The following is a 17,392-nucleotide window of genomic DNA, read 5'->3' as shown; positions in this document are numbered from 1 at the left end:
TGGGGTACTATAATTCCAGTAATTTGTTGAATAAGACAGGAGAGACAACATGACAATCGTAATGGTGGTTGACGACGACCAGCATATTCGTAAATTGGTTCGTTTTTATCTGGAAGATGAGGGCTTAGAAGTGATTGAAAAAGCGAATGGTGCAGAGGCTTGGACCTATGTTAACAATCATCCGATAGATCTTATCGTTTTAGACCTTATGATGCCGCAAATGGACGGTTGGGAGTTCTGTCGACGGGTAAGGGAAGCTGGAGACAAACCTATTCTTATGATGTCGGCAAGAAGCGAACCGATGGATCGTATTAAAGGTTTCCAACTAGGAACAGATGATTATCTGATCAAACCATTCGAGCCAATGGAGTTGGTCTTGCGGGTAAAAGCCCTTCTAAAACGCTACAAAATTTCTGCTTCTGAAGTCATTAATTTAGGGGGCATCTCGCTCGATAAGTTGAGTTACCAGGTCCGTTACAAGGATACGGGATGCAGTGAATCAATTCCACTAAAAGAATTCGAATTATTGGCAGCACTCGCAAGTTATCCTGGTAAGCTACATACTCGAGATGAATTAATTCAAGAGATTTGGGGACATGATTACGAAGGGGATGAAAGAGCGGTTGATACGCACGTCAAACGGCTTAGGGATCGATTCGGTGCATATGAGGAAGATTTCAAAATTATAACCTTAAGAGGTCTAGGTTATCGACTGGAGGTTTATCGGTGATCAAATCACTCTATGTACGAGTTATTCTTGTTTTTATTGCTGCTGTGTTCGTAAGCCTCCTCTTAACTTCTTTGCTCGTAAGTCGATTTTATGCGGATAAAGTTCAAAATGTAGTTCTGCAAAATCTCATTGACGGTGGTAAAAAAATAATACAGTCTTACACAGCATCAGCTGCTGAAAATCGAAGCACTTTGATGGAGGGAGTAACGGCATTACCTACATATTCTATTCTCATGTTCGATCAGGACGGTAATCTTCTTCATCATGTCGACCCGGACGAAGTATCCAGGCTCCATATCGGGTCTGAAGTGTTACAAAAAGTTTTGAACGGTGGCGTATATCAACATATTGGAGAGCATAAACACCCATTGCTCGCTGGTCTCCCCTTTGAAGTTGACGGTAATCGGTACGCTCTATTTATCGCTCCTGAAATTGAGGATATTCCTTTTGCTTCCATTATTAGGACAACGCTTATTTTGGTTTTATTAATTGGAAGTCTGATAATCCTTCTTGCAGCACGCTATCTTGTTCGACCTCTCCAATTGCTCACTAAAGCGACTCGTCAAATGGCCAAAGGCATTTTCGACATTCAAGTTAGAATTAAAAGCAAAGATGAGATCGGGCAACTAGCGAATAGCTTTAACCTTATGGCACATGAACTCGGGACATTGGAGGCGAATCGGAAACAATTTGTTTCTGACGTCTCACACGAAATTCAATCGCCTTTAACGTCCATTAAGGGTTTTACGCAAGCCATTAGATATAAAAAAATGGATGAAGCGACCAAACTGGAAATGTTGGCAATCATCGAAGAGGAGGCAGATCGCTTATCAAGGTTAAGCTCCAATCTACTTCAATTATCCTCGCTTGAACAAGAACACTTGAAACTTAGTATCACCGTATTTCGATTGGATCATCAATTGCGTCAAGTCATAGTTGCTTCTGAACCTCAATGGAATGCCAAAAATCAAGAAATCGAATTTGACGCTAATGAAATTACAATTCATGCTGACGAAGATAAATTATATCAATTATGGACTAACCTTCTGGGCAATGCGATTAAGTTTACACCCGAGGGCGGTCTCATCCGAATAACAGCAGATCAAAGCTCTATGGATGTTAGAGTTTCTATTACCGATAGCGGTTCGGGCATATCTGAAGAAGAAATGGAGCACATCTTCAAGCCATTTTATAAGATTGACAAGTCTCGAGATCGATCTGAAGGTGGCAGTGGAATCGGACTATCGATTGTAAAACGAATTGTGGAGTTGCATGATGGGGAAATTGGGGTAACGAGCCGTAACGGCCAGTTAAAAGGGACAATGATTACAATTATATTTCCGGTTTTATAAGAAAAATACTGCCCAATACACAGTCCGTACAAATTCGCTCGTTATTATGCTCTAGAAAGAGCAGAGAGGAGCGATTTACTTTGAATTGGTTAACGAAGATTAGCTTGAAAAACAGCACGGCAGTCATCATACTATGCATGCTCGTGTTGGGATATGGTGTTTACTCAGCCAAGCAGATTCAGCAAGAGACTCTCCCAACAATGGAGTTTCCGACGGTATTCGTATCGGTCACACAACCAGGTGCTTCTACAGAAGAGATGGAAACGAACGTTACAACTCCGATCGAAGGTAGCCTGAAGGGACTTAAAAATTACGATTCGCTTTCCAGTACTTCATCTGATAATGCAGCAAGTATTGTCGTTCAATTCCCTTTCGGTTCAAATATGGACAAGATGACCAGTAATGTTGAAGCGGCCGTAAGTAAAATCAATCTTCCGGTAGGTGCCAGATATTCCGTACAACGATTGTCGCTTAGTGGACAGGCCATTTATGAGGCGGCTCTCTTCTCCGATAAACTTGACACGAAGGAATTGGAGGAGAAGTTACTAAACGATGTCGTACCCAAGCTTCAAAAGATAACTGGAGTAAGCTCCGTTGATCTAAAGGGAACGACAACCGAAAAATTGGAAATTCTCGTGGATAAAAATAAAGCCGCTGAGAATGGGGTAACTTTGAGTGATATTCGTAATACTTTGCAATCGCTCGATTACTCGATGCCGCTTGGATCGGCGTCCGTGGACCAAACAACAATTCCGGTTAAGTTGGCAGGGAAAATCACCTCGATGACTCAGCTTGCGAACTTGAAGCTTGGATCGGGTGGCAAGGTTGTTTTGTCGGATATAGCTGACATTAAGGCAATTGAGACGCAAAACGAGAAAACCCGGTATAACGGAGAACCCAGTTTCTTATTGGGAGTCGGAAAAAATCAAGATGCGAACACCGCTAGCGTTGCTGATGAAGTAAAGTCGGTTCTGAAGGATTTTGAAAATAGCGGTAAAATTAACGTTCATGTTGTTTCCGACCAAGGAGAGAATACGAAAGAGTCGGTTAATGGATTGATTAAGGAAGGGCTTTTCGGCACATTGTTTTGCATGATCATCATTTTTATCTTTTTGCGCAACATCAGAGCAACGTTGATATCGATCGTTTCATTACCCATTTCGATCTTCGCCACAATTGCTTTAATGGATCAAATGGGCTATACGCTTAACATCATGACTCTAGGCGGAATTGCAGTATCAGTAGGGAGAATCGTCGATGACAGTATTGTTGTAATCGAGAACATTTATCGCTGGAAACAGCAGAAGGGAGAGGAAGCGCAGGGTAAGAAATTAGCCTATATGGCGACCAAAGAAGTAATGAGCGCGGTTGCTTCTTCTACAATTGCTATGGTCGTTGTATTTGGACCTCTGCTTTTTGTCGGAGGTATAATTGGCGAGATATTCCGTCCATTCGCTCTCGCAGTTGTAATCTCTATTCTTACATCATTGTTTGTGGCAGCGATGCTTATTCCAATCTTGGGTGCCAAGTTCTTTACCAAGGTGAAGCCTCATAAGGAAGGCGGTCGAATGATCACCTTCTTTGAGAAGACGATCCGTGGAGCTCTTAGGCGTAAAGCATTGGTTCTTGTTGTGTCAGTACTTCTTTTAATTGGATCAGTATGTTTGGTGCCACTCCTTGGATTATCGTTTCTTCCATCTGAAACCGTCCCATCGGCAACAGTTGCAATTACCTTGCCGGCAAACCGTTCATTAGATGAAACCGATAATGTCGGAAGCAAAGTTGAAAGTTATATGAAAGACCTACCTGGGGCTCAGAGTTATGAAATATCAATTGGCGGTTCTCAAGGTAGCATGCGTAGCGCTGGACTAAACAATAATAAAGCAAAGGCATCTGTTCATTTTGAGAATGGAACGGACATTGATCCCATCATTGATCAGATGAACAACGAACTTCCTGCTATTGTGACAGCAGTAGTACCTGGGACAACGGTTGAGGTTAAAACAGCTGCAATAAGCACATCATCTGGTAACGACGTTGCTGTAAGCCTGTATTCTAACGATCCTGACCAGCTTTCCCAAGCAGCTAAACAAATTGAAGATGTAATGAAACAAAATAACGAACTAAGCAACATTAGTAACAATATGAATGAAGTAACGCCAAAATGGGTCATTACGCTCAACCAGCAGGGAATTGACCTAAAAGTCAGCCCTTCGTATATCACTCAATTGGTTGGCGAACAATTACGTCCGCTAAGTGTCGGAGACTACACTATAGACAATGAGAATCGAGAAATTACGCTGACCTATCAGCAATCGATATCCTCCTTGACAGAGTTAGAGAGCATTCAGGTTCCTACGGAAAGCGGGCTCAAAAAGCTTAGCGAACTCGCGGTTGTTTCGGAAGAGAACGCATGGATTCAAGTCAACCATGATGATGGTCGAATGTATGCTAAAGTCAGTGGAACGATTAAGGATGACAATTCGGTTCAATCCGTTTCAAAGCAAGTTAAAGACGAAGTGAAGAGCTTGACATTGCCTAGTGGTGTCGAGGTAAGCTTCGGCGGAGGGCTGGAGTCCATTAGCGCCGGCTTTACAAGTCTGATTATCGCGATGATTGTTGCCATTGGCCTCGTCTTCCTCGTAATGAGTGTGACATTTGGCGGCATCGTCACTCCATTGATTATCTTGTCTTCGCTTTTCTTTATTCCTGTAGGGTCATTGGGAGCATTGCTCATTACGGGGCAAGCCTTATCGATCAGTGCAATGATTGGGATGCTAATGCTTGTCGGCATCGTCGTTACGAATGCGGTCGTATTACTTGACCGCGTTGAGAAGAATCGTCTGTCTGGCATGCCAATTAATGAAGCGATTGTTGAAGCTTCCACAACTCGCTTGCGGCCGATTCTAATGACTGCGTTCGCAACGATGTTGGCTCTGATGCCTGTTGCGCTGTCTAACTCGTCGTCTACGAGCGTGGTGTCAGGAGGACTCGCTATTACGGTTATCGGGGGGCTGTTCACCTCAACCATCTTGACGCTAGTCGTAGTGCCTGTCATTTACAGCCTGGCTTGGCGAAAGCGTAAGCCGAAGGAGATCGAAACGTTCTAATTGACTACCAAATGGTGAAAAAGAGGCCTATAACGGCCTCTTTTTCTTTGCAATAGTAAAAATCGAATTGACATTGGAGTTTACTCTAATGATATTGTGAATGTATGGAAAAACAATATTCTATAAAAGAGGTTTCACGGATACTTGGTATTTCGAAGGATACGCTTCGGTACTATGACCGTATTGGAATCGTATCGCCGTCCCGGGAACACAATTCTTACCGTAGGTATTCTAGGGACGACCTCGTCGATCTGATGAATATTCAAATCATGCAGTATGCGGACTTTACTCTAGAAGAAATCAAGGGGAAGTTTCAGTTCCACAGAATGCAGAGTGTAGATCCTGCTTATTGCGAGGAGGTCGCCGATTTCCTTGATGCCAAAAAAGCGGAAACGCGCAAGAAAATCGCCCATCTTGAAAAGGTCAGTCAGTTGCTCGACGTAGCAGTTGAAACGCTAAGGGACCTTAATCATTAAAGTGACCAGCGGCTGGCAGTGTTCGTTCGGGAGATTTACAGGGAGCTTCACAAGAAGGAACCTGAATTAACTGAGGAGGATTGTGATGGGCATCAAAATTAAAAATTATTATTATCTGATTGCAGGCGTTCTTGCGATACTGTTTGCCGTTACGCACGCCTGGAACGGGCAATCCGCTGTACTGCCTACGCTCTTAGTGAATGAAATATCCATGGATACACGGATAATATTTAGGTATGTTTGGCACATTATCACCGCAGAGAATCTGGTCTTCGGCATTGTATTCATTATCCTGTCATTTCATAGCGAGCGATCGAAGATCCGGTCTGCTGCATGGACGATCGCGTCGCTTCTGCTCGTTCGTCTGATGGTCATTCTCGGCGTAACGGCATGTTATGATGTTTCGGCACTTACGGATTCGTTAATCGATTCGATTGCCATCCTAATCTATGTCGCTTTTATCATACTGGGTATAAGAATGAAGAAAAAAGAGATAGGGGGGGAGTCAATGCCTTTACAAGAACGGTGGCCTAAAGATACCATGTAATCGGATAGCTAAAAATTTGATGACAGACAGGAGTTAGAGACGATGATAAAAGGTTTTGGAGGAATATTCTGGAGAACTAAAAATCTTGAAGTTATAAAGAAATGGTACAGTGAAGTGTTGAAGATTGAAATAGAAAATTGGAATGGGACTGTGATAAAACCCCAATTAGGAAATGAGACTATCTTTTCTTTCTTTGCCGAGAATGACAGTTATTTTCCAACCGAACAACAAGTGATGTTAAATTTCCAAGTGCATAATCTAGACGAGACTATTAAGCATCTTGAACATATCGGTGTACCTCTTGCAAAGAACATAGAGATTAGTGAATTTGGAAAGTTTATTTGGATTGAAGATCCTGAAGGTCGACTGATCGAGCTTTGGGAGAAATAACGTGTTGTAATTCATTTGCTATTGAGCTAAGTCATTCGCGATTCATGCGAGTGGCTTCTTTTACTTGTGCGGATATAAGGGGTTGGGCAATCGATGGATTGACTAATCGTGGGGAACCGTATAAAATTATTTTCACGCTTAGTAAATTAGTAATTTTGTAAATTAGTAAATTAGTAAATGAAAACGAGGGATAATCATGAAAATACCGACCACATTGAAACATAAGCCCGTCATCGTGTCTGAAAACTACGAGCAAATCGACGGACGCATCGCACGAAATACGGACGCTAAAGGGATTTCTTTAGGACTCGCCCAATGGAACGACAGAGGGAAGCTCGATATATCAGCCAAAGTATGGAGATACACGGGGGAAAAATGGTCTAGACAATCGGAAGAGTTGCCGCTTCATCGCGTTCTGGATTTATCAATTCTGATCTGCAGGACCATTGAACATTTTCAAGACGCTTATCGGTACGAGAATTTATATGATCCTGAGAAGCCGGTCATCGACAGGATCGGTCTCCAAGGGGATGCTATGACCGTCGAAGTGTGTACGGACAACGAACGCATTAACGAAGACATTAAGCTGTTTAATCAAGCGTTAAGCGACGATGGCGAGATGATCGGGGAAAGACTGCGTACGTTGTCCAGAATATTAAAGGAAATGGGTTACTAAAGAGGAAGGTCAACCGCTAGAGCAAGGAGGATCTATGTGTACGAACATGCAAGTTATGTATTATCGCCCGCCAGACAGTTGACGGATGCGGAAAATGCGCTTATCTGGAAGAAGCCAACCTCGCACAAAGACAGCGAGGAAGAAAAGCGGATTTACAACGAAGTGAAGCGGAACTGGCATCGCGGAGAGATGAAGATCGCTAATATTTTATTGGAGGGCGATGCCGGCTCAGGGAAAACGCAACTCGCAAAGGCTCTCTCGGCCGATTTCGGTTTACCGTATACGAAAGTGACTTGTTTTGCGGACATGGATAAAACCGATATTATCGGAGCGATATTGCCGGTGATCCCATCTGATCGATTAGAACAGATCAAGTCCGTGGATCTTGAGGTTATGAAGGCATTGTATGAGAACGACGGATTCCGGAGCATGACCGAGATTTTGATGGATGTCTTGGGTGTAACTCAGGAACAAGCATCCTTGAAGATGAAACAGATTCTGAAGCTTGCCGCAGAGAATAGCGATGGCGATGGGGTAGAATATCGATTCTATCCATCGGAGATCGTCAGAGCTTACCGAAAGGGATATCTCCTAGAGATTCAAGAACCGACCGTGATCCGGGACGCCGCAGTATTAATGGCATTAAATTCTGCTTTGGAGCTGGATGGCAGCATTAATCTACCGACCGAAATCGTGCACAGACATGAGGATTTTATCGCCGTCATTACGACGAACCGCAGTTATGCGGGAACTCGACCTTTAAACGAAGCATTAAGGGACAGAGTTCAGCATACGGAAAAAATGGATCTGCCGTCTAAAGAGATCATGATCGCGCGCGCATTCGCCAAAACCGGATATACCGATGAGAAGGCACTGGAAGTTCTAGCAGATTCCATCATTATTTTGGATCAAACGGCCCGAGCGAACGCGATTAAAGGCGTAGCCGGAATGCGTTCCTATTTCTATTGGGCGGATGCCGTTGCAGTAGGCGCATCTGTCAGAGAATCTCTTTATCATAAGGTCATTTATAAGATCACGACGGATACAGAGGAAATCAAAATTCTGGAGGACGCGCTCGCGAGACAAGGGTTGCCGGATCGCATGAACGAACTCGAGAACGAAAAAAAAAACGAACATCGGAAGCCTTTGAGATCCGGACATGGGGAAACATAGACAAATCAAACCATGAGGTCGACGATGATCCGAACGAAGATGCGATCGCCTTCAAGAAAGCCGCCGAAAGCGATCCAAGCACTTCCGACGGTTCCCAAGATTCCGATGAGACGAGAAGCAGCCCGGATTCCGGGGATAACGGGGCTCCGATCTATCATGAAATCGAGCCGGAATCCCTGACGGAAGAAGCCAAACAGCAGGAACGAGATTTTCGCAAGAAACTTAATCGTGAGGCAAGGGCGGTTTCTGCCGAGTCGATTCATAAGGACATCAAGCTGATCGTTCATCGTCCGGATGTTCAACCGGAGAGCAGGCAAGAATACGAAAAGCTTAGTAAAGGGCTAATGTCCGTTGTTAGGGAGATCGCCAAGAAAACTCTTCCATTGCTGGAACACGAACAAAGTTCCGAATATGCGAGGAATCAGTTTTATGGCAGTAAATTTCAAGCGGACAGCCTGGCACAGCGCGATTACAGAACTTTTGCCAAGAAACGTCCGCCGACGGAACTTCCTTCGTTAGCGGTCGGATTGCGAATTGACGAATCGGCATCGATGTCGGCATTCGGTAGATTGGATGCAGCCAAAAGCGCCATTATATCGGTGTATGAGTTTTGTGAAATTTGTAAAATCCCAATAATGATCTATGGAGACACCGCAGATAAATCCAAACTGGAACAAATGTCTATTTATGCGTACGCCGATTTCGATAAGCCGGACGACAGAGATCGTTATAGATTAATGAACATTCGCGCAAGAAGCAACAATCGTGACGGTATGGCGTTAAGAATCATTGCGGAACGACTGTTGAACGCATCGCAGAAAACAAAACTGTTAATCAGTTTAAGCGATGGCCAGCCCAAAGCTATGCCGGATTACACAGGCAGCTTTGCGTATGATGACGTACAACGAACGATTGCCGAGTATGAACGCAAAGGGATTTCATTTTTAGCCGCGGCGATCGGTCATGATAAGGACGTAATCAACGGCATCTACGGGAGAGAAAGATTTCTCGATATAACCGATTTAAAAGAGTTGCCGGCAAAGTTAGTGAGGATAATCGCGCGATATCTATAGAAGGTAAGTTCTTGTCGCTTGTCGGAAGCCCAGAACAATGTCCCATTACAAGTCGCGTAAATCGCGGCTTTTTCTTTTTATGGGATCAATTCCTGGTTCAATAAGGCTGAATCTCTGATTGGATACCTGAATGAATTCGGACATAGCTGCAGTTCTATAAGTATCTTTGCGACGTATGAAGAGAGTCGGTGTTATACGGAACTTATCCGAGATTTCTTGAGATCGCAAGTGATATTGAACCATGGCTCTCTCAACCACCGAACGAGGTAGAAGGGAGACCCCGAGACCAGCGTGAATACATCCAAGGATCCCCTCTAATGTTCCAAATTCCATGATCTTAGCAGGAATAATTCCTTTCAATTGCAACCATTCCTCGAGTTTTCGACGATAAGAACAACCAACACGAAACACTAATATAGTGAGATTTTGCAATTTTTCCGGCCGATCGATTGGGGAGAATTGTCCTCCCGATACGAGCATAAGTTCCTCAACCCCAATTTCTATAATCTCGAGTTCTGCGTGCTCAACTGGCGCGGCTACAAAAGCTCCATCCAATTCGTACTTCATCACTAAATTGATGAGCTCTTCCGTCGTTCCAGTTTTTAATGTCAAATCGACCTCTGGATATGATTTATGGTAATCGGTGAGTATAGATGGTAGCCGAATCGCAGCCGTGGTTTCAAGCGATCCGATCCGAAGAGGCCCCCTTGGAATCGTGTTATCTGCTACGACTCGTTCAGCCTCGTGAGTAAGAAAGACAATTTTCTCAGCATAGGACTTAAGTATTTCTCCGGATGTTGAGAGCCGAATCCCATGCCGCCCACGATGAAATAGCACTGTTTTTAGTTCGCTTTCGAACTGCTGAATACGGATGCTTATACTCGATTGAACGTATTCCAATTTTTTGGCCGCTCTATCATATAGATTCTTTTTACTTGATATTTCTGAGAAGTTACAATAAAAGTGTCCGATTCTACTAGGAGCAAGATCCAGTGGATTTATTATGAAGATTCCATCTAAGGTTCAATAACGGGAGGTTTTTTAATATATGTTTGAGACTAAATTAACTCGTTTACTCAAAATTCGATACCCGATCTTCCAAGCACCGATGGCAGGCGGTCCTACGACTCCCGAATTAGTAGCAGCAGTTTCAAACGCCGGGGGTCTAGGCAACCTGGGTGCCGGATACTTAACACCGGAACAACTCCGGAGCACGATTCATATGATCAGACAATTGACTGACCAGCCGTTTGGGGTCAACCTGTTTGTACCTGAGCAACCGATAGAATCGGAAGAAGCGATCGACCAGATGACGGCCTACCTCAATCAATATCGAATCGAGCTTGGGATTGCCACTAATCCATTACTCCCGAAGTTTTCGGAGTCGTTTGAGGAGCAGGTTCAAGTATTGTTGGAAGAGAAAATATCGGTTTTTAGTTTTACCTTCGGCATACCGCCGCATGACGTAATCCAAGCCATGAAGGAGCGTGGAACTGTCATAATAGGCACTGCAACAACCGTTGAAGAAGCTAAATGTTTGGAAGTCGCCGGCGTAGACGCAGTTGTGGCTCAGGGAAGTGAAGCAGGAGGACACCGCGGCACATTTTTGAAGAACAATTCCGATGCTCAGATAGGTACTATCGCTCTTGTTCCACAGATTGTCGATCATGTGTCGATTCCAGTCATCGCATCCGGGGGTATCATGGATGGGAGGGGGCTTGTAGCAAGCCTCACATTAGGAGCTGCTGCTATACAAATGGGCACTGCGTTTCTCGCATGCCCCGAGAGCGGCGCCCATGCAACGTACAAACAGAAGATTCTTTCAGCAAATGAAGACGCCACTGAAATTACACGCGTTTACTCAGGCAAAGCGGCACGAGGCATTCGAACAAAATTTATAAATGACATGCATCATTATTCCGGAACAATCCCAGCTTACCCAATACAAAATGCAATGACGCGAGACATTCGTCAGGCAGCTGCAAAATCGAATAACCCCGAGTATTTGTCACTCTGGGCTGGTCAGGGTCTTAGGTTAGCCAACGATGGCTCTGCTGCTGCAATTGTCAAACAAACCATCGATCAAGCATATGTTCTTGTCAAAGCGATGGAAAAAACTCTTCAAGAAGAAGGATGATATGATTATTGAAGATACTGCCTTAGAAATGTAACGGCTATTTATTAACGCTCTCTATTTTGCCAGAGTAACACTTCCGCTTCGCCTACAATATGATGAGTCTAGAAATCTAAAGAGGTGAGCCAATGGCAGTCGTAAAAGCCAGGGAACAGGATATCAATATGTTGGCAAGGTTGCTTCGAGCTGAAGCTGAGACCGAAGGCGAAATGGGCATGCTCCTTGTTGGAAATGTTGGCATTAACCGAATTAGAGGGAATTGCTCCGATTTTAAAGGAATCCGGACAATTCCCCAAATGATCAACCAGCCGCATGCGTTCGAAGCATTGCAACATGGTATGTACTATCAAAACGCTAGAGAGAGGGAGCGCCGTCTGGCGCAACGGGCTGTGAATGGGGAGCGGAACTGGCCAGGCAAATTCTCCCTATGGTATTTCCGTCCAGGAACGTTCGAAAATCCCGGACCATGTCCGCCAACTTGGTATGATCAGCCTCTCGCAGGACGATGGAAGAAACACTGTTTTTATGAACCGACCGCGGAAGAATGTGAAAGTGTATATAATACGTTATAATTTTATAAACGAAAAGAGCTCAGGATTTCTTAACCTGACTTGTCACAGCCAAGTGTTGGATGATAAGAATATGTATCGATTCTAAACCGCGTATATTGCGGTTTTTTTGTTTTATCGGTATTGGGCAGTTATGCGTAATATCCATCATAAAATAATCTGTTATAATAAAGTGTCTATTTTTGTATGATCAAGCGGTTATGAAAGTGGTGTTTGATATAAAATATCAGTGGAGAATCACAAAATATAACCCGATTTTTAGAAATGATAAAGGTCATTATTTATTAGATGAATGGACTTGCCCATCTGAAATTGGGAACATAATAAATGGGGATTCATTTACATTAGAAAAATATCTCGTTATTGAACATGCTTATGTAGAGACGATAATAGAGTTTTTAATTGAACAGAAGCAATATTCTCTGCGTGTTATCCAGGCATCCAATAGATTGATTTCACACGAAGATAAGAAATCTGTGTTATACGATCATGAGTTTGGTGAGATCAATATAAAGGAAGATATGATTGCGAACATAAATGAAATCCGCATAATATGCAAAATGATATTAAGAAATTTTGCTGACTGTCAATTATATTCCAAAGATAATTTTTTTGTGCATTTTGGTTGGGATTATTATATGTTCATTGGCAGTAATCAAAAGTCTTTAACTGCAATTAAATTTGCAACAAACAGTGGTCTTTTTGTTGAAGAATTTAGTTCACCGTATTACTTCGAGGAAAAAGATACAACAAGATTAGTCCAATGGAATGAAATTGATGTTGAAATCAAGATAGTTGTCGGTAATGAGGAAATTAAAGATGTCCCATTAGAGGAATATCGGAAGGTATTTAATTTATCAGACGAGCATCCAGTTTTTGGATTATTTGAAATAACAATAGAACGTATGGATTTCTTTCAGAAGTTCTTAAATCATAAAATGGATTTTAGAAAGTATGAATATGGATTTTGGGCTGGTCATTGAATAGCATGATATTCAACTAATGGTGAACGATAGCGGAAGAGGAGTGTACAGGGAGGTGGGGATTTGAAGAGTAAATTAGTTGCACTTCTATGTGTACTAACCATCGTCTTCGGATTAATTATCTATTTTGCATTTCCCGTACCCACCAAGAAAATTTTTCCTCACTCAGAAGATATCACTGTAATACATGTAGAGTTGGTTCGTCATAACGACGTGCTTACGACATATTTTGCAGAAGTTGCTAACAACCAAAAAGAGATTCAAGGAATAATGAGCATCCTCAAGTCTGAATCATATAATAGGGAGCTGGCTTATAAACCCAATCTGACCAATTCACCCAATGCCATTCAACTATTGACGAACTTGTATTTAATTGAAGTCAATGATAAAGGTTTTTTAGTGGTTAACGGGAAGAAGTACAAAATGATGAATCGGAAAGATACTGTATTTAACCAACTATATAGTTGGTTAGAGGAAAACGGCGTGACCAGCAAAGAGAGAGATTAAGCTAACGGGACACGTTAGTTCAATCTCTGAGCGGCAGTTTAGGACTTTTTTCAGTCCAAAGCTGCCGTTTTCTCTATTATTTCTGATAAAATTGAGGTGGTAAAAATGTAAAAAAGTTTTATGTCATAGTAAAACTTAAATCGGTTCCATTATAGGATGGTGTCACATACCAAATGCGTAAATTATCTGGTACTATGTCACGACCACACTAGACTTTCCACTAACGGGCAGTTTCATGAAGTGTGTTTTTTCTTTAACCAACTGGTGAGATAATGAACCGAGGAAGTTAAACAAGGAAGTTAAACATTTCCTTCATAAAAGGAGTGATTCATATGGATTGCTGTACAGTATCAAAAAATAATACAAAAGAAGTTGCAATAACGGAATGCCCTTCCTGTAATGAAGAGGGTAAGACCGTTCAACTCATTACGATAAAATCCCTGCTTATAGCATCGGCGTTAGAAATCATTGAACCCGAAAATTCTTACGTTTTTTGCTCTAACGCTGCTTGCTCTATCGTTTACTTTAGCGGGAACCATTCACAAACATTTATGGAAAATGACCTAAAGGTGCCTGTGTACCCAAAAAATCAGGGTGCTGATGTACCTGTATGTTACTGCTTTAATTGGACGAGGGAGCGGCTAATTCATTCCATTGGCACCAACCAAGGACCATCTCATCAAATCAAAGTCCATGTTCAGGCGGGTCGATGTGGATGCGAGGTAAATAATCCCCAAGGGACTTGTTGTTTAGGCAATGTGAATGCTTTTTTACGAAGCATCAAAGAGGTATAAACAGAAGTCAATAATAATGAAAGTGAATAATACAAGGACTGACCCGAGAACGTGAGACAAATCAATACACCTTCAAAAGAACCCTTCGCATCGAATGATGTAAGGATTTTGGAGGTGTTTTTCTTTTGGTAACTAGATTTAATTACCCTGTGGAAATCACGATAGATTGAAGCCAAGGACATATGTCCTTCCCAATAGGGCCGGTTTTATTTTTTAATGAAAGAAAAGAGCTTTATTGGGGAGTGAGAACATGATTGGGATTTTATTTGCGTTTCTAGGCGGGGCCTTTATTACATTGCAGGGGGTGGCGAATGCCCGGATCAGTCAAGATATCGGCACCTGGCAGGCGGCGACGATCACCCAGTTTACCGGGTTCGCGGCGGCTTTGTTAATCTTGCTGTTTGTCCGAGATGGTAAATGGCAAAAGTTTAAACAAGTAAAGCCGATCTATTTGACGGGCGGCGCTTTCGCGGCTATCGTTATTTCCAGCAACGTCACGTCGATTCAGCACATCGGAGTTACGTTGACGATCGCTTTCGTGCTGATTGCCCAGTTGGGCTTGACCTTTCTCGTCGATCGGAACGGATGGTTCGGGGTGGCCAAGACGAAGATGGGGCTTCCGCAATACATCGGCATCGCAATAATGATCGCCGGCGTGGCGATCTTGCGATTCTAAATTAGGAGTGGAGTCGAGTCATGAAAGGTTTAAAAGACCGCGAGCAGCTGTATCAATATTTGCGCATGCATCAACTCGAGTCCGTTTTTCCGGAGTCGCTTCTGCCGCATTTGACGGTTTACAGTTTTGATCAAGGGGAACTCATCTGTTCCCAGGGCGATCCGGCTCTACACCTATATGTGCTTGTAAAAGGGAAAATTAAAATCTATACCACCTCGGCGGAGGGAAGAGCGCTTATTCTTTCTTTCAAAACGCCGCTTGAGGTGATCGGGGATATCGAATATATCCGCGGGCGTGACATCATCAATACGGTCGAGGCCGTAACGCCTGTTCATATGATCGGTGTCCACCATACTCGGTTGAAAAAGTACGGAAGCGACCATGCGCCGCTGCTACAATTTATGCTGGATATCATCACGCAAAAATTTTACGTGAAATCCAACTCGCTCAGCTTCAATCTGCTGCATCCTGTGGAAGTGCGATTAGCTGGTTATTTGCTGGCCGTCTCCTTCGACGAATCCGATGCACAATTCAAGGGGCAGATTCGCACAACTAGCTTGAAGGACGTGGCGAACTTAATCGGAACGAGCTACAGGCATTTGAATCGCGTTATTGCCCAGCTCTGTGCGGAGGGTTTGCTGGAGCGCACGCAAAGTCTTATTCTTATTAAAAACAAGGAAGGGCTGCGCCGGCTGGCGGGTCATCATATTTATGAAAAATCGGCCAAAGGAAGAGGAGAGATCATGGTTATAGGACTTTTATTGGCACTGATGGCGGGATCGCTGATCGGCTTGCAAAATATTTTCAACAGCAGGGTGAATGAACGGGCAGGAACTTGGGCAACGACTACATTGGTATTAGGATTGGGATTTCTGGCTTCCATGACGATCGGGTACCTTTTCGAAGGGAAGCAGCTGTTTGCGTTGCAGACTATGCAGACATGGTACTGGTTCAGCGGTTTGATAGGCGTTGGGGTGGTTGTGTGCATGGTACAGGGGATCAAGCGGCTTGGCCCCATGTATGCCGTCTCGATCGTTCTCACCTCACAGCTTGCGTTTGCGCTGTTATGGGATTCGCTCGGTTGGTTAGGGCTGACGAAGGTTCCTTTTACATTCAAGCAATTGATCGGCGTGCTCGTCATCGTCGGCGGCATTCTTGTGTTCAAACTAGGCGGCGGTCGGCAAGCTCGGCAAGCGGCAGTTAAGACGACTTAGAACATACCGGACTTTATTATTTGACGCATCATGGAAACATTAAAAAGTAAACGTAAAATAGTCCCCATCTGGCGATCAGATGGAGACTATTTTAAATTTATTTAGCAAACCCGTTCTGCTTTATGCCAATGCCGGTCGCGTCTATCCGAGACCCGACCGCTCTTATTAAACCGACCACGACAGAAGATCGTGATTGTAAGTTTAGACATTAGTCATTTCTTTCTCTCCTTTACTTAAAGTAGGGTTAGTATAGAATGTAAGCATATAAAAGAACTATTACTTATAAAACATTGAGTTCACAACTTGATTGTTCAGGAGAATGATACGGATGAATAAAAAGATACTGATCGTTGAAGACGATGTTCATATATCCAAAATAATCAAGATGAATCTGAACCTCATGAATTATGCCACCACCGAGGCGTATGATGGTCTGGCAGCATTCGAGATGCTCAAGAGGGAGAAGTTCGATCTTATTTTGCTGGATGTGATGATTCCCCATCTGGACGGGTTTGAGCTGATGGAGAGAATCAAATCTTACGGCACCCCTGTAATCTTTTTGACGGCGAAAAACTCGGTCTACGATAAAGTGAACGGTCTGAAGCTGGGTGCTGATGATTATATGGTCAAGCCCTTTGAAGCGATTGAGCTACTGGCCCGTATAGAGACAGTGCTGCGCAGATATGGTCATGAAGACAGGGTGGTGGAATTTCAGCATGTCCAAGTGGATCTTGATAAAAGAGAAGTCGTGATTCAAGAGGCGCCAGTGGAGCTGACACCGAAGGAGTATGAGCTGCTGGTGGTCCTGCTCAAGAACAAGAATATCGCCCTGACGCGGGAACAATTCCTGGATAAAGTATGGGGCGGCGATTATTACGGAGAGACCCGAACGGTAGACATGCATATCAAATCGTTGCGCAAGAAGCTAGGTTTGCAGGATCAGATCAAGACGATCTACAAAATCGGGTATCGGCTGGAGGACTGATGG

General features: G+C 43.4%; 19 protein-coding genes and 1 pseudogene. 18 read left to right on the top strand and 2 right to left on the bottom strand.

What is annotated here, in order from left to right:
• Positions 1–49: 49 nt before the first annotated feature.
• The 8 genes from L3D05_RS03945 (at position 50) to L3D05_RS03910 (ending at position 8,454) form a co-directional block, all read left to right on the top strand.
• Positions 50–730, top strand: coding sequence for a response regulator transcription factor (locus L3D05_RS03945; RefSeq protein ID WP_239614670.1), 681 nt, complete (start codon positions 50–52; stop codon positions 728–730).
• Positions 727–2,082 (top strand): HAMP domain-containing sensor histidine kinase, encoded by a 1,356-nt coding sequence (locus L3D05_RS03940; RefSeq protein WP_239614668.1) that lies wholly within the window; start codon positions 727–729, stop codon positions 2,080–2,082. Before L3D05_RS03945 ends, L3D05_RS03940 begins: the two co-directional genes overlap by 4 nt.
• Positions 2,083–2,162: 80 nt before the next feature.
• Positions 2,163–5,192, top strand: coding sequence for an efflux RND transporter permease subunit (locus L3D05_RS03935; RefSeq protein ID WP_239614667.1), 3,030 nt, complete (start codon positions 2,163–2,165; stop codon positions 5,190–5,192).
• A 104-nt stretch (positions 5,193–5,296) separates the two neighbouring features.
• Complete coding sequence (locus L3D05_RS03930; RefSeq protein ID WP_239614666.1) at positions 5,297–5,668, top strand: MerR family transcriptional regulator; 372 nt, start codon at positions 5,297–5,299, stop codon at positions 5,666–5,668.
• A gap of 85 nt (positions 5,669–5,753) precedes the next feature.
• Entirely contained in the window at positions 5,754–6,215 is a 462-nt protein-coding gene (locus tag L3D05_RS03925; RefSeq protein ID WP_239614665.1) for a hypothetical protein, read from the top strand.
• A gap of 42 nt (positions 6,216–6,257) precedes the next feature.
• Complete coding sequence (locus tag L3D05_RS03920; protein WP_239614664.1) at positions 6,258–6,605, top strand: VOC family protein; 348 nt, start codon at positions 6,258–6,260, stop codon at positions 6,603–6,605.
• A gap of 196 nt (positions 6,606–6,801) precedes the next feature.
• Positions 6,802–7,281: a DUF6530 family protein gene (locus L3D05_RS03915; RefSeq protein ID WP_239614663.1), complete on the top strand. Its 480-nt coding sequence runs from the start codon at positions 6,802–6,804 to the stop codon at positions 7,279–7,281.
• A 36-nt stretch (positions 7,282–7,317) separates the two neighbouring features.
• Positions 7,318–8,454 carry an AAA family ATPase gene (locus L3D05_RS03910; RefSeq protein ID WP_239614662.1) on the top strand — a complete coding sequence of 379 codons (1,137 nt, stop codon included), beginning with the start codon at positions 7,318–7,320 and terminating at the stop codon, positions 8,452–8,454.
• A gap of 5 nt (positions 8,455–8,459) precedes the next feature.
• Here the strand turns inward: L3D05_RS03910 and L3D05_RS03905 are convergent, their stop codons facing one another.
• The gene (locus L3D05_RS03905) at positions 8,460–8,741 is read right to left on the bottom strand and encodes a hypothetical protein (RefSeq protein ID WP_239614661.1); all 282 of its coding nucleotides are present in this window, start codon (positions 8,739–8,741) and stop codon (positions 8,460–8,462) included.
• 57 nt (positions 8,742–8,798) lie between these two features.
• Here L3D05_RS03905 and L3D05_RS03900 point away from each other — a divergent pair, with 57 nt between their 5' ends.
• Positions 8,799–9,527, top strand: a complete 729-nt coding sequence (locus tag L3D05_RS03900) for a vWA domain-containing protein (RefSeq protein ID WP_239614660.1) — start codon at positions 8,799–8,801, stop codon at positions 9,525–9,527.
• Positions 9,528–9,572: 45 nt separating this feature from the next.
• Here the strand turns inward: L3D05_RS03900 and L3D05_RS03895 are convergent, their stop codons facing one another.
• Positions 9,573–10,469 carry a LysR substrate-binding domain-containing protein gene (locus L3D05_RS03895; protein ID WP_369417943.1) on the bottom strand — a complete coding sequence of 299 codons (897 nt, stop codon included), beginning with the start codon at positions 10,467–10,469 and terminating at the stop codon, positions 9,573–9,575.
• A gap of 106 nt (positions 10,470–10,575) precedes the next feature.
• Here L3D05_RS03895 and L3D05_RS03890 point away from each other — a divergent pair, with 106 nt between their 5' ends.
• The 9 genes and pseudogenes from L3D05_RS03890 (at position 10,576) to L3D05_RS03850 (ending at position 17,389) form a co-directional block, all read left to right on the top strand.
• Positions 10,576–11,664 carry an NAD(P)H-dependent flavin oxidoreductase gene (locus L3D05_RS03890; protein WP_239614658.1) on the top strand — a complete coding sequence of 363 codons (1,089 nt, stop codon included), beginning with the start codon at positions 10,576–10,578 and terminating at the stop codon, positions 11,662–11,664.
• Positions 11,665–11,789: 125 nt separating this feature from the next.
• Positions 11,790–12,233 (top strand): cell wall hydrolase, encoded by a 444-nt coding sequence (locus tag L3D05_RS03885; protein ID WP_239614657.1) that lies wholly within the window; start codon positions 11,790–11,792, stop codon positions 12,231–12,233.
• Between the two features lie 179 nt (positions 12,234–12,412).
• Positions 12,413–13,213 carry a DUF7683 domain-containing protein gene (locus tag L3D05_RS03880; protein WP_239614656.1) on the top strand — a complete coding sequence of 267 codons (801 nt, stop codon included), beginning with the start codon at positions 12,413–12,415 and terminating at the stop codon, positions 13,211–13,213.
• A 63-nt stretch (positions 13,214–13,276) separates the two neighbouring features.
• Positions 13,277–13,720, top strand: coding sequence for a hypothetical protein (locus tag L3D05_RS03875; protein ID WP_239614655.1), 444 nt, complete (start codon positions 13,277–13,279; stop codon positions 13,718–13,720).
• Between the two features lie 332 nt (positions 13,721–14,052).
• A complete protein-coding gene (locus L3D05_RS03870) occupies positions 14,053–14,514 on the top strand; it encodes a putative iron-sulfur cluster-binding metallochaperone (RefSeq protein WP_239614654.1) in 462 nt (153 codons plus the stop codon).
• Between the two features lie 250 nt (positions 14,515–14,764).
• Positions 14,765–15,190, top strand: a complete 426-nt coding sequence (locus L3D05_RS03865) for a DMT family transporter (RefSeq protein ID WP_239614653.1) — start codon at positions 14,765–14,767, stop codon at positions 15,188–15,190.
• Positions 15,191–15,210: 20 nt separating this feature from the next.
• A pseudogene (locus L3D05_RS03860) lies at positions 15,211–15,906 on the top strand (Crp/Fnr family transcriptional regulator); the annotation flags it as partial.
• A 27-nt stretch (positions 15,907–15,933) separates the two neighbouring features.
• Positions 15,934–16,404 carry a DMT family transporter gene (locus L3D05_RS03855; protein ID WP_239614756.1) on the top strand — a complete coding sequence of 157 codons (471 nt, stop codon included), beginning with the start codon at positions 15,934–15,936 and terminating at the stop codon, positions 16,402–16,404.
• 328 nt (positions 16,405–16,732) lie between these two features.
• The gene (locus L3D05_RS03850; RefSeq protein WP_239614652.1) at positions 16,733–17,389 is read left to right on the top strand and encodes a response regulator transcription factor; all 657 of its coding nucleotides are present in this window, start codon (positions 16,733–16,735) and stop codon (positions 17,387–17,389) included.
• The last annotated feature ends 3 nt before the right edge of the window (positions 17,390–17,392 follow it).

Source organism: Cohnella mopanensis, from assembly GCF_022352055.1.
GTDB lineage: Bacteria > Bacillota > Bacilli > Paenibacillales > Paenibacillaceae > Cohnella > Cohnella mopanensis.
This window is presented reverse-complemented; position numbering and strand designations above follow the sequence as displayed.

What these genes read in the sequence shown, in the direction of transcription:
- L3D05_RS03945 (WP_239614670.1), top strand. Translation starts at nt 50, where the DNA reads ATGACAATCGTAATGGTGGTTGACGACGACCAGCATATTCGTAAATTG.
- L3D05_RS03930 (WP_239614666.1), top strand. Translation starts at nt 5,297, where the DNA reads ATGGAAAAACAATATTCTATAAAAGAGGTTTCACGGATACTTGGTATT.
- L3D05_RS03925 (WP_239614665.1), top strand. Translation starts at nt 5,754, where the DNA reads ATGGGCATCAAAATTAAAAATTATTATTATCTGATTGCAGGCGTTCTT.
- L3D05_RS03920 (WP_239614664.1), top strand. Translation starts at nt 6,258, where the DNA reads ATGATAAAAGGTTTTGGAGGAATATTCTGGAGAACTAAAAATCTTGAA.
- L3D05_RS03915 (WP_239614663.1), top strand. Translation starts at nt 6,802, where the DNA reads ATGAAAATACCGACCACATTGAAACATAAGCCCGTCATCGTGTCTGAA.
- L3D05_RS03905 (WP_239614661.1), bottom strand. Translation starts at nt 8,741, where the DNA reads ATGAACGATCAGCTTGATGTCCTTATGAATCGACTCGGCAGAAACCGC.
- L3D05_RS03900 (WP_239614660.1), top strand. Translation starts at nt 8,799, where the DNA reads ATGTCCGTTGTTAGGGAGATCGCCAAGAAAACTCTTCCATTGCTGGAA.
- L3D05_RS03890 (WP_239614658.1), top strand. Translation starts at nt 10,576, where the DNA reads ATGTTTGAGACTAAATTAACTCGTTTACTCAAAATTCGATACCCGATC.
- L3D05_RS03885 (WP_239614657.1), top strand. Translation starts at nt 11,790, where the DNA reads ATGGCAGTCGTAAAAGCCAGGGAACAGGATATCAATATGTTGGCAAGG.
- L3D05_RS03870 (WP_239614654.1), top strand. Translation starts at nt 14,053, where the DNA reads ATGGATTGCTGTACAGTATCAAAAAATAATACAAAAGAAGTTGCAATA.
- L3D05_RS03865 (WP_239614653.1), top strand. Translation starts at nt 14,765, where the DNA reads ATGATTGGGATTTTATTTGCGTTTCTAGGCGGGGCCTTTATTACATTG.
- L3D05_RS03855 (WP_239614756.1), top strand. Translation starts at nt 15,934, where the DNA reads ATGGTTATAGGACTTTTATTGGCACTGATGGCGGGATCGCTGATCGGC.
- L3D05_RS03850 (WP_239614652.1), top strand. Translation starts at nt 16,733, where the DNA reads ATGAATAAAAAGATACTGATCGTTGAAGACGATGTTCATATATCCAAA.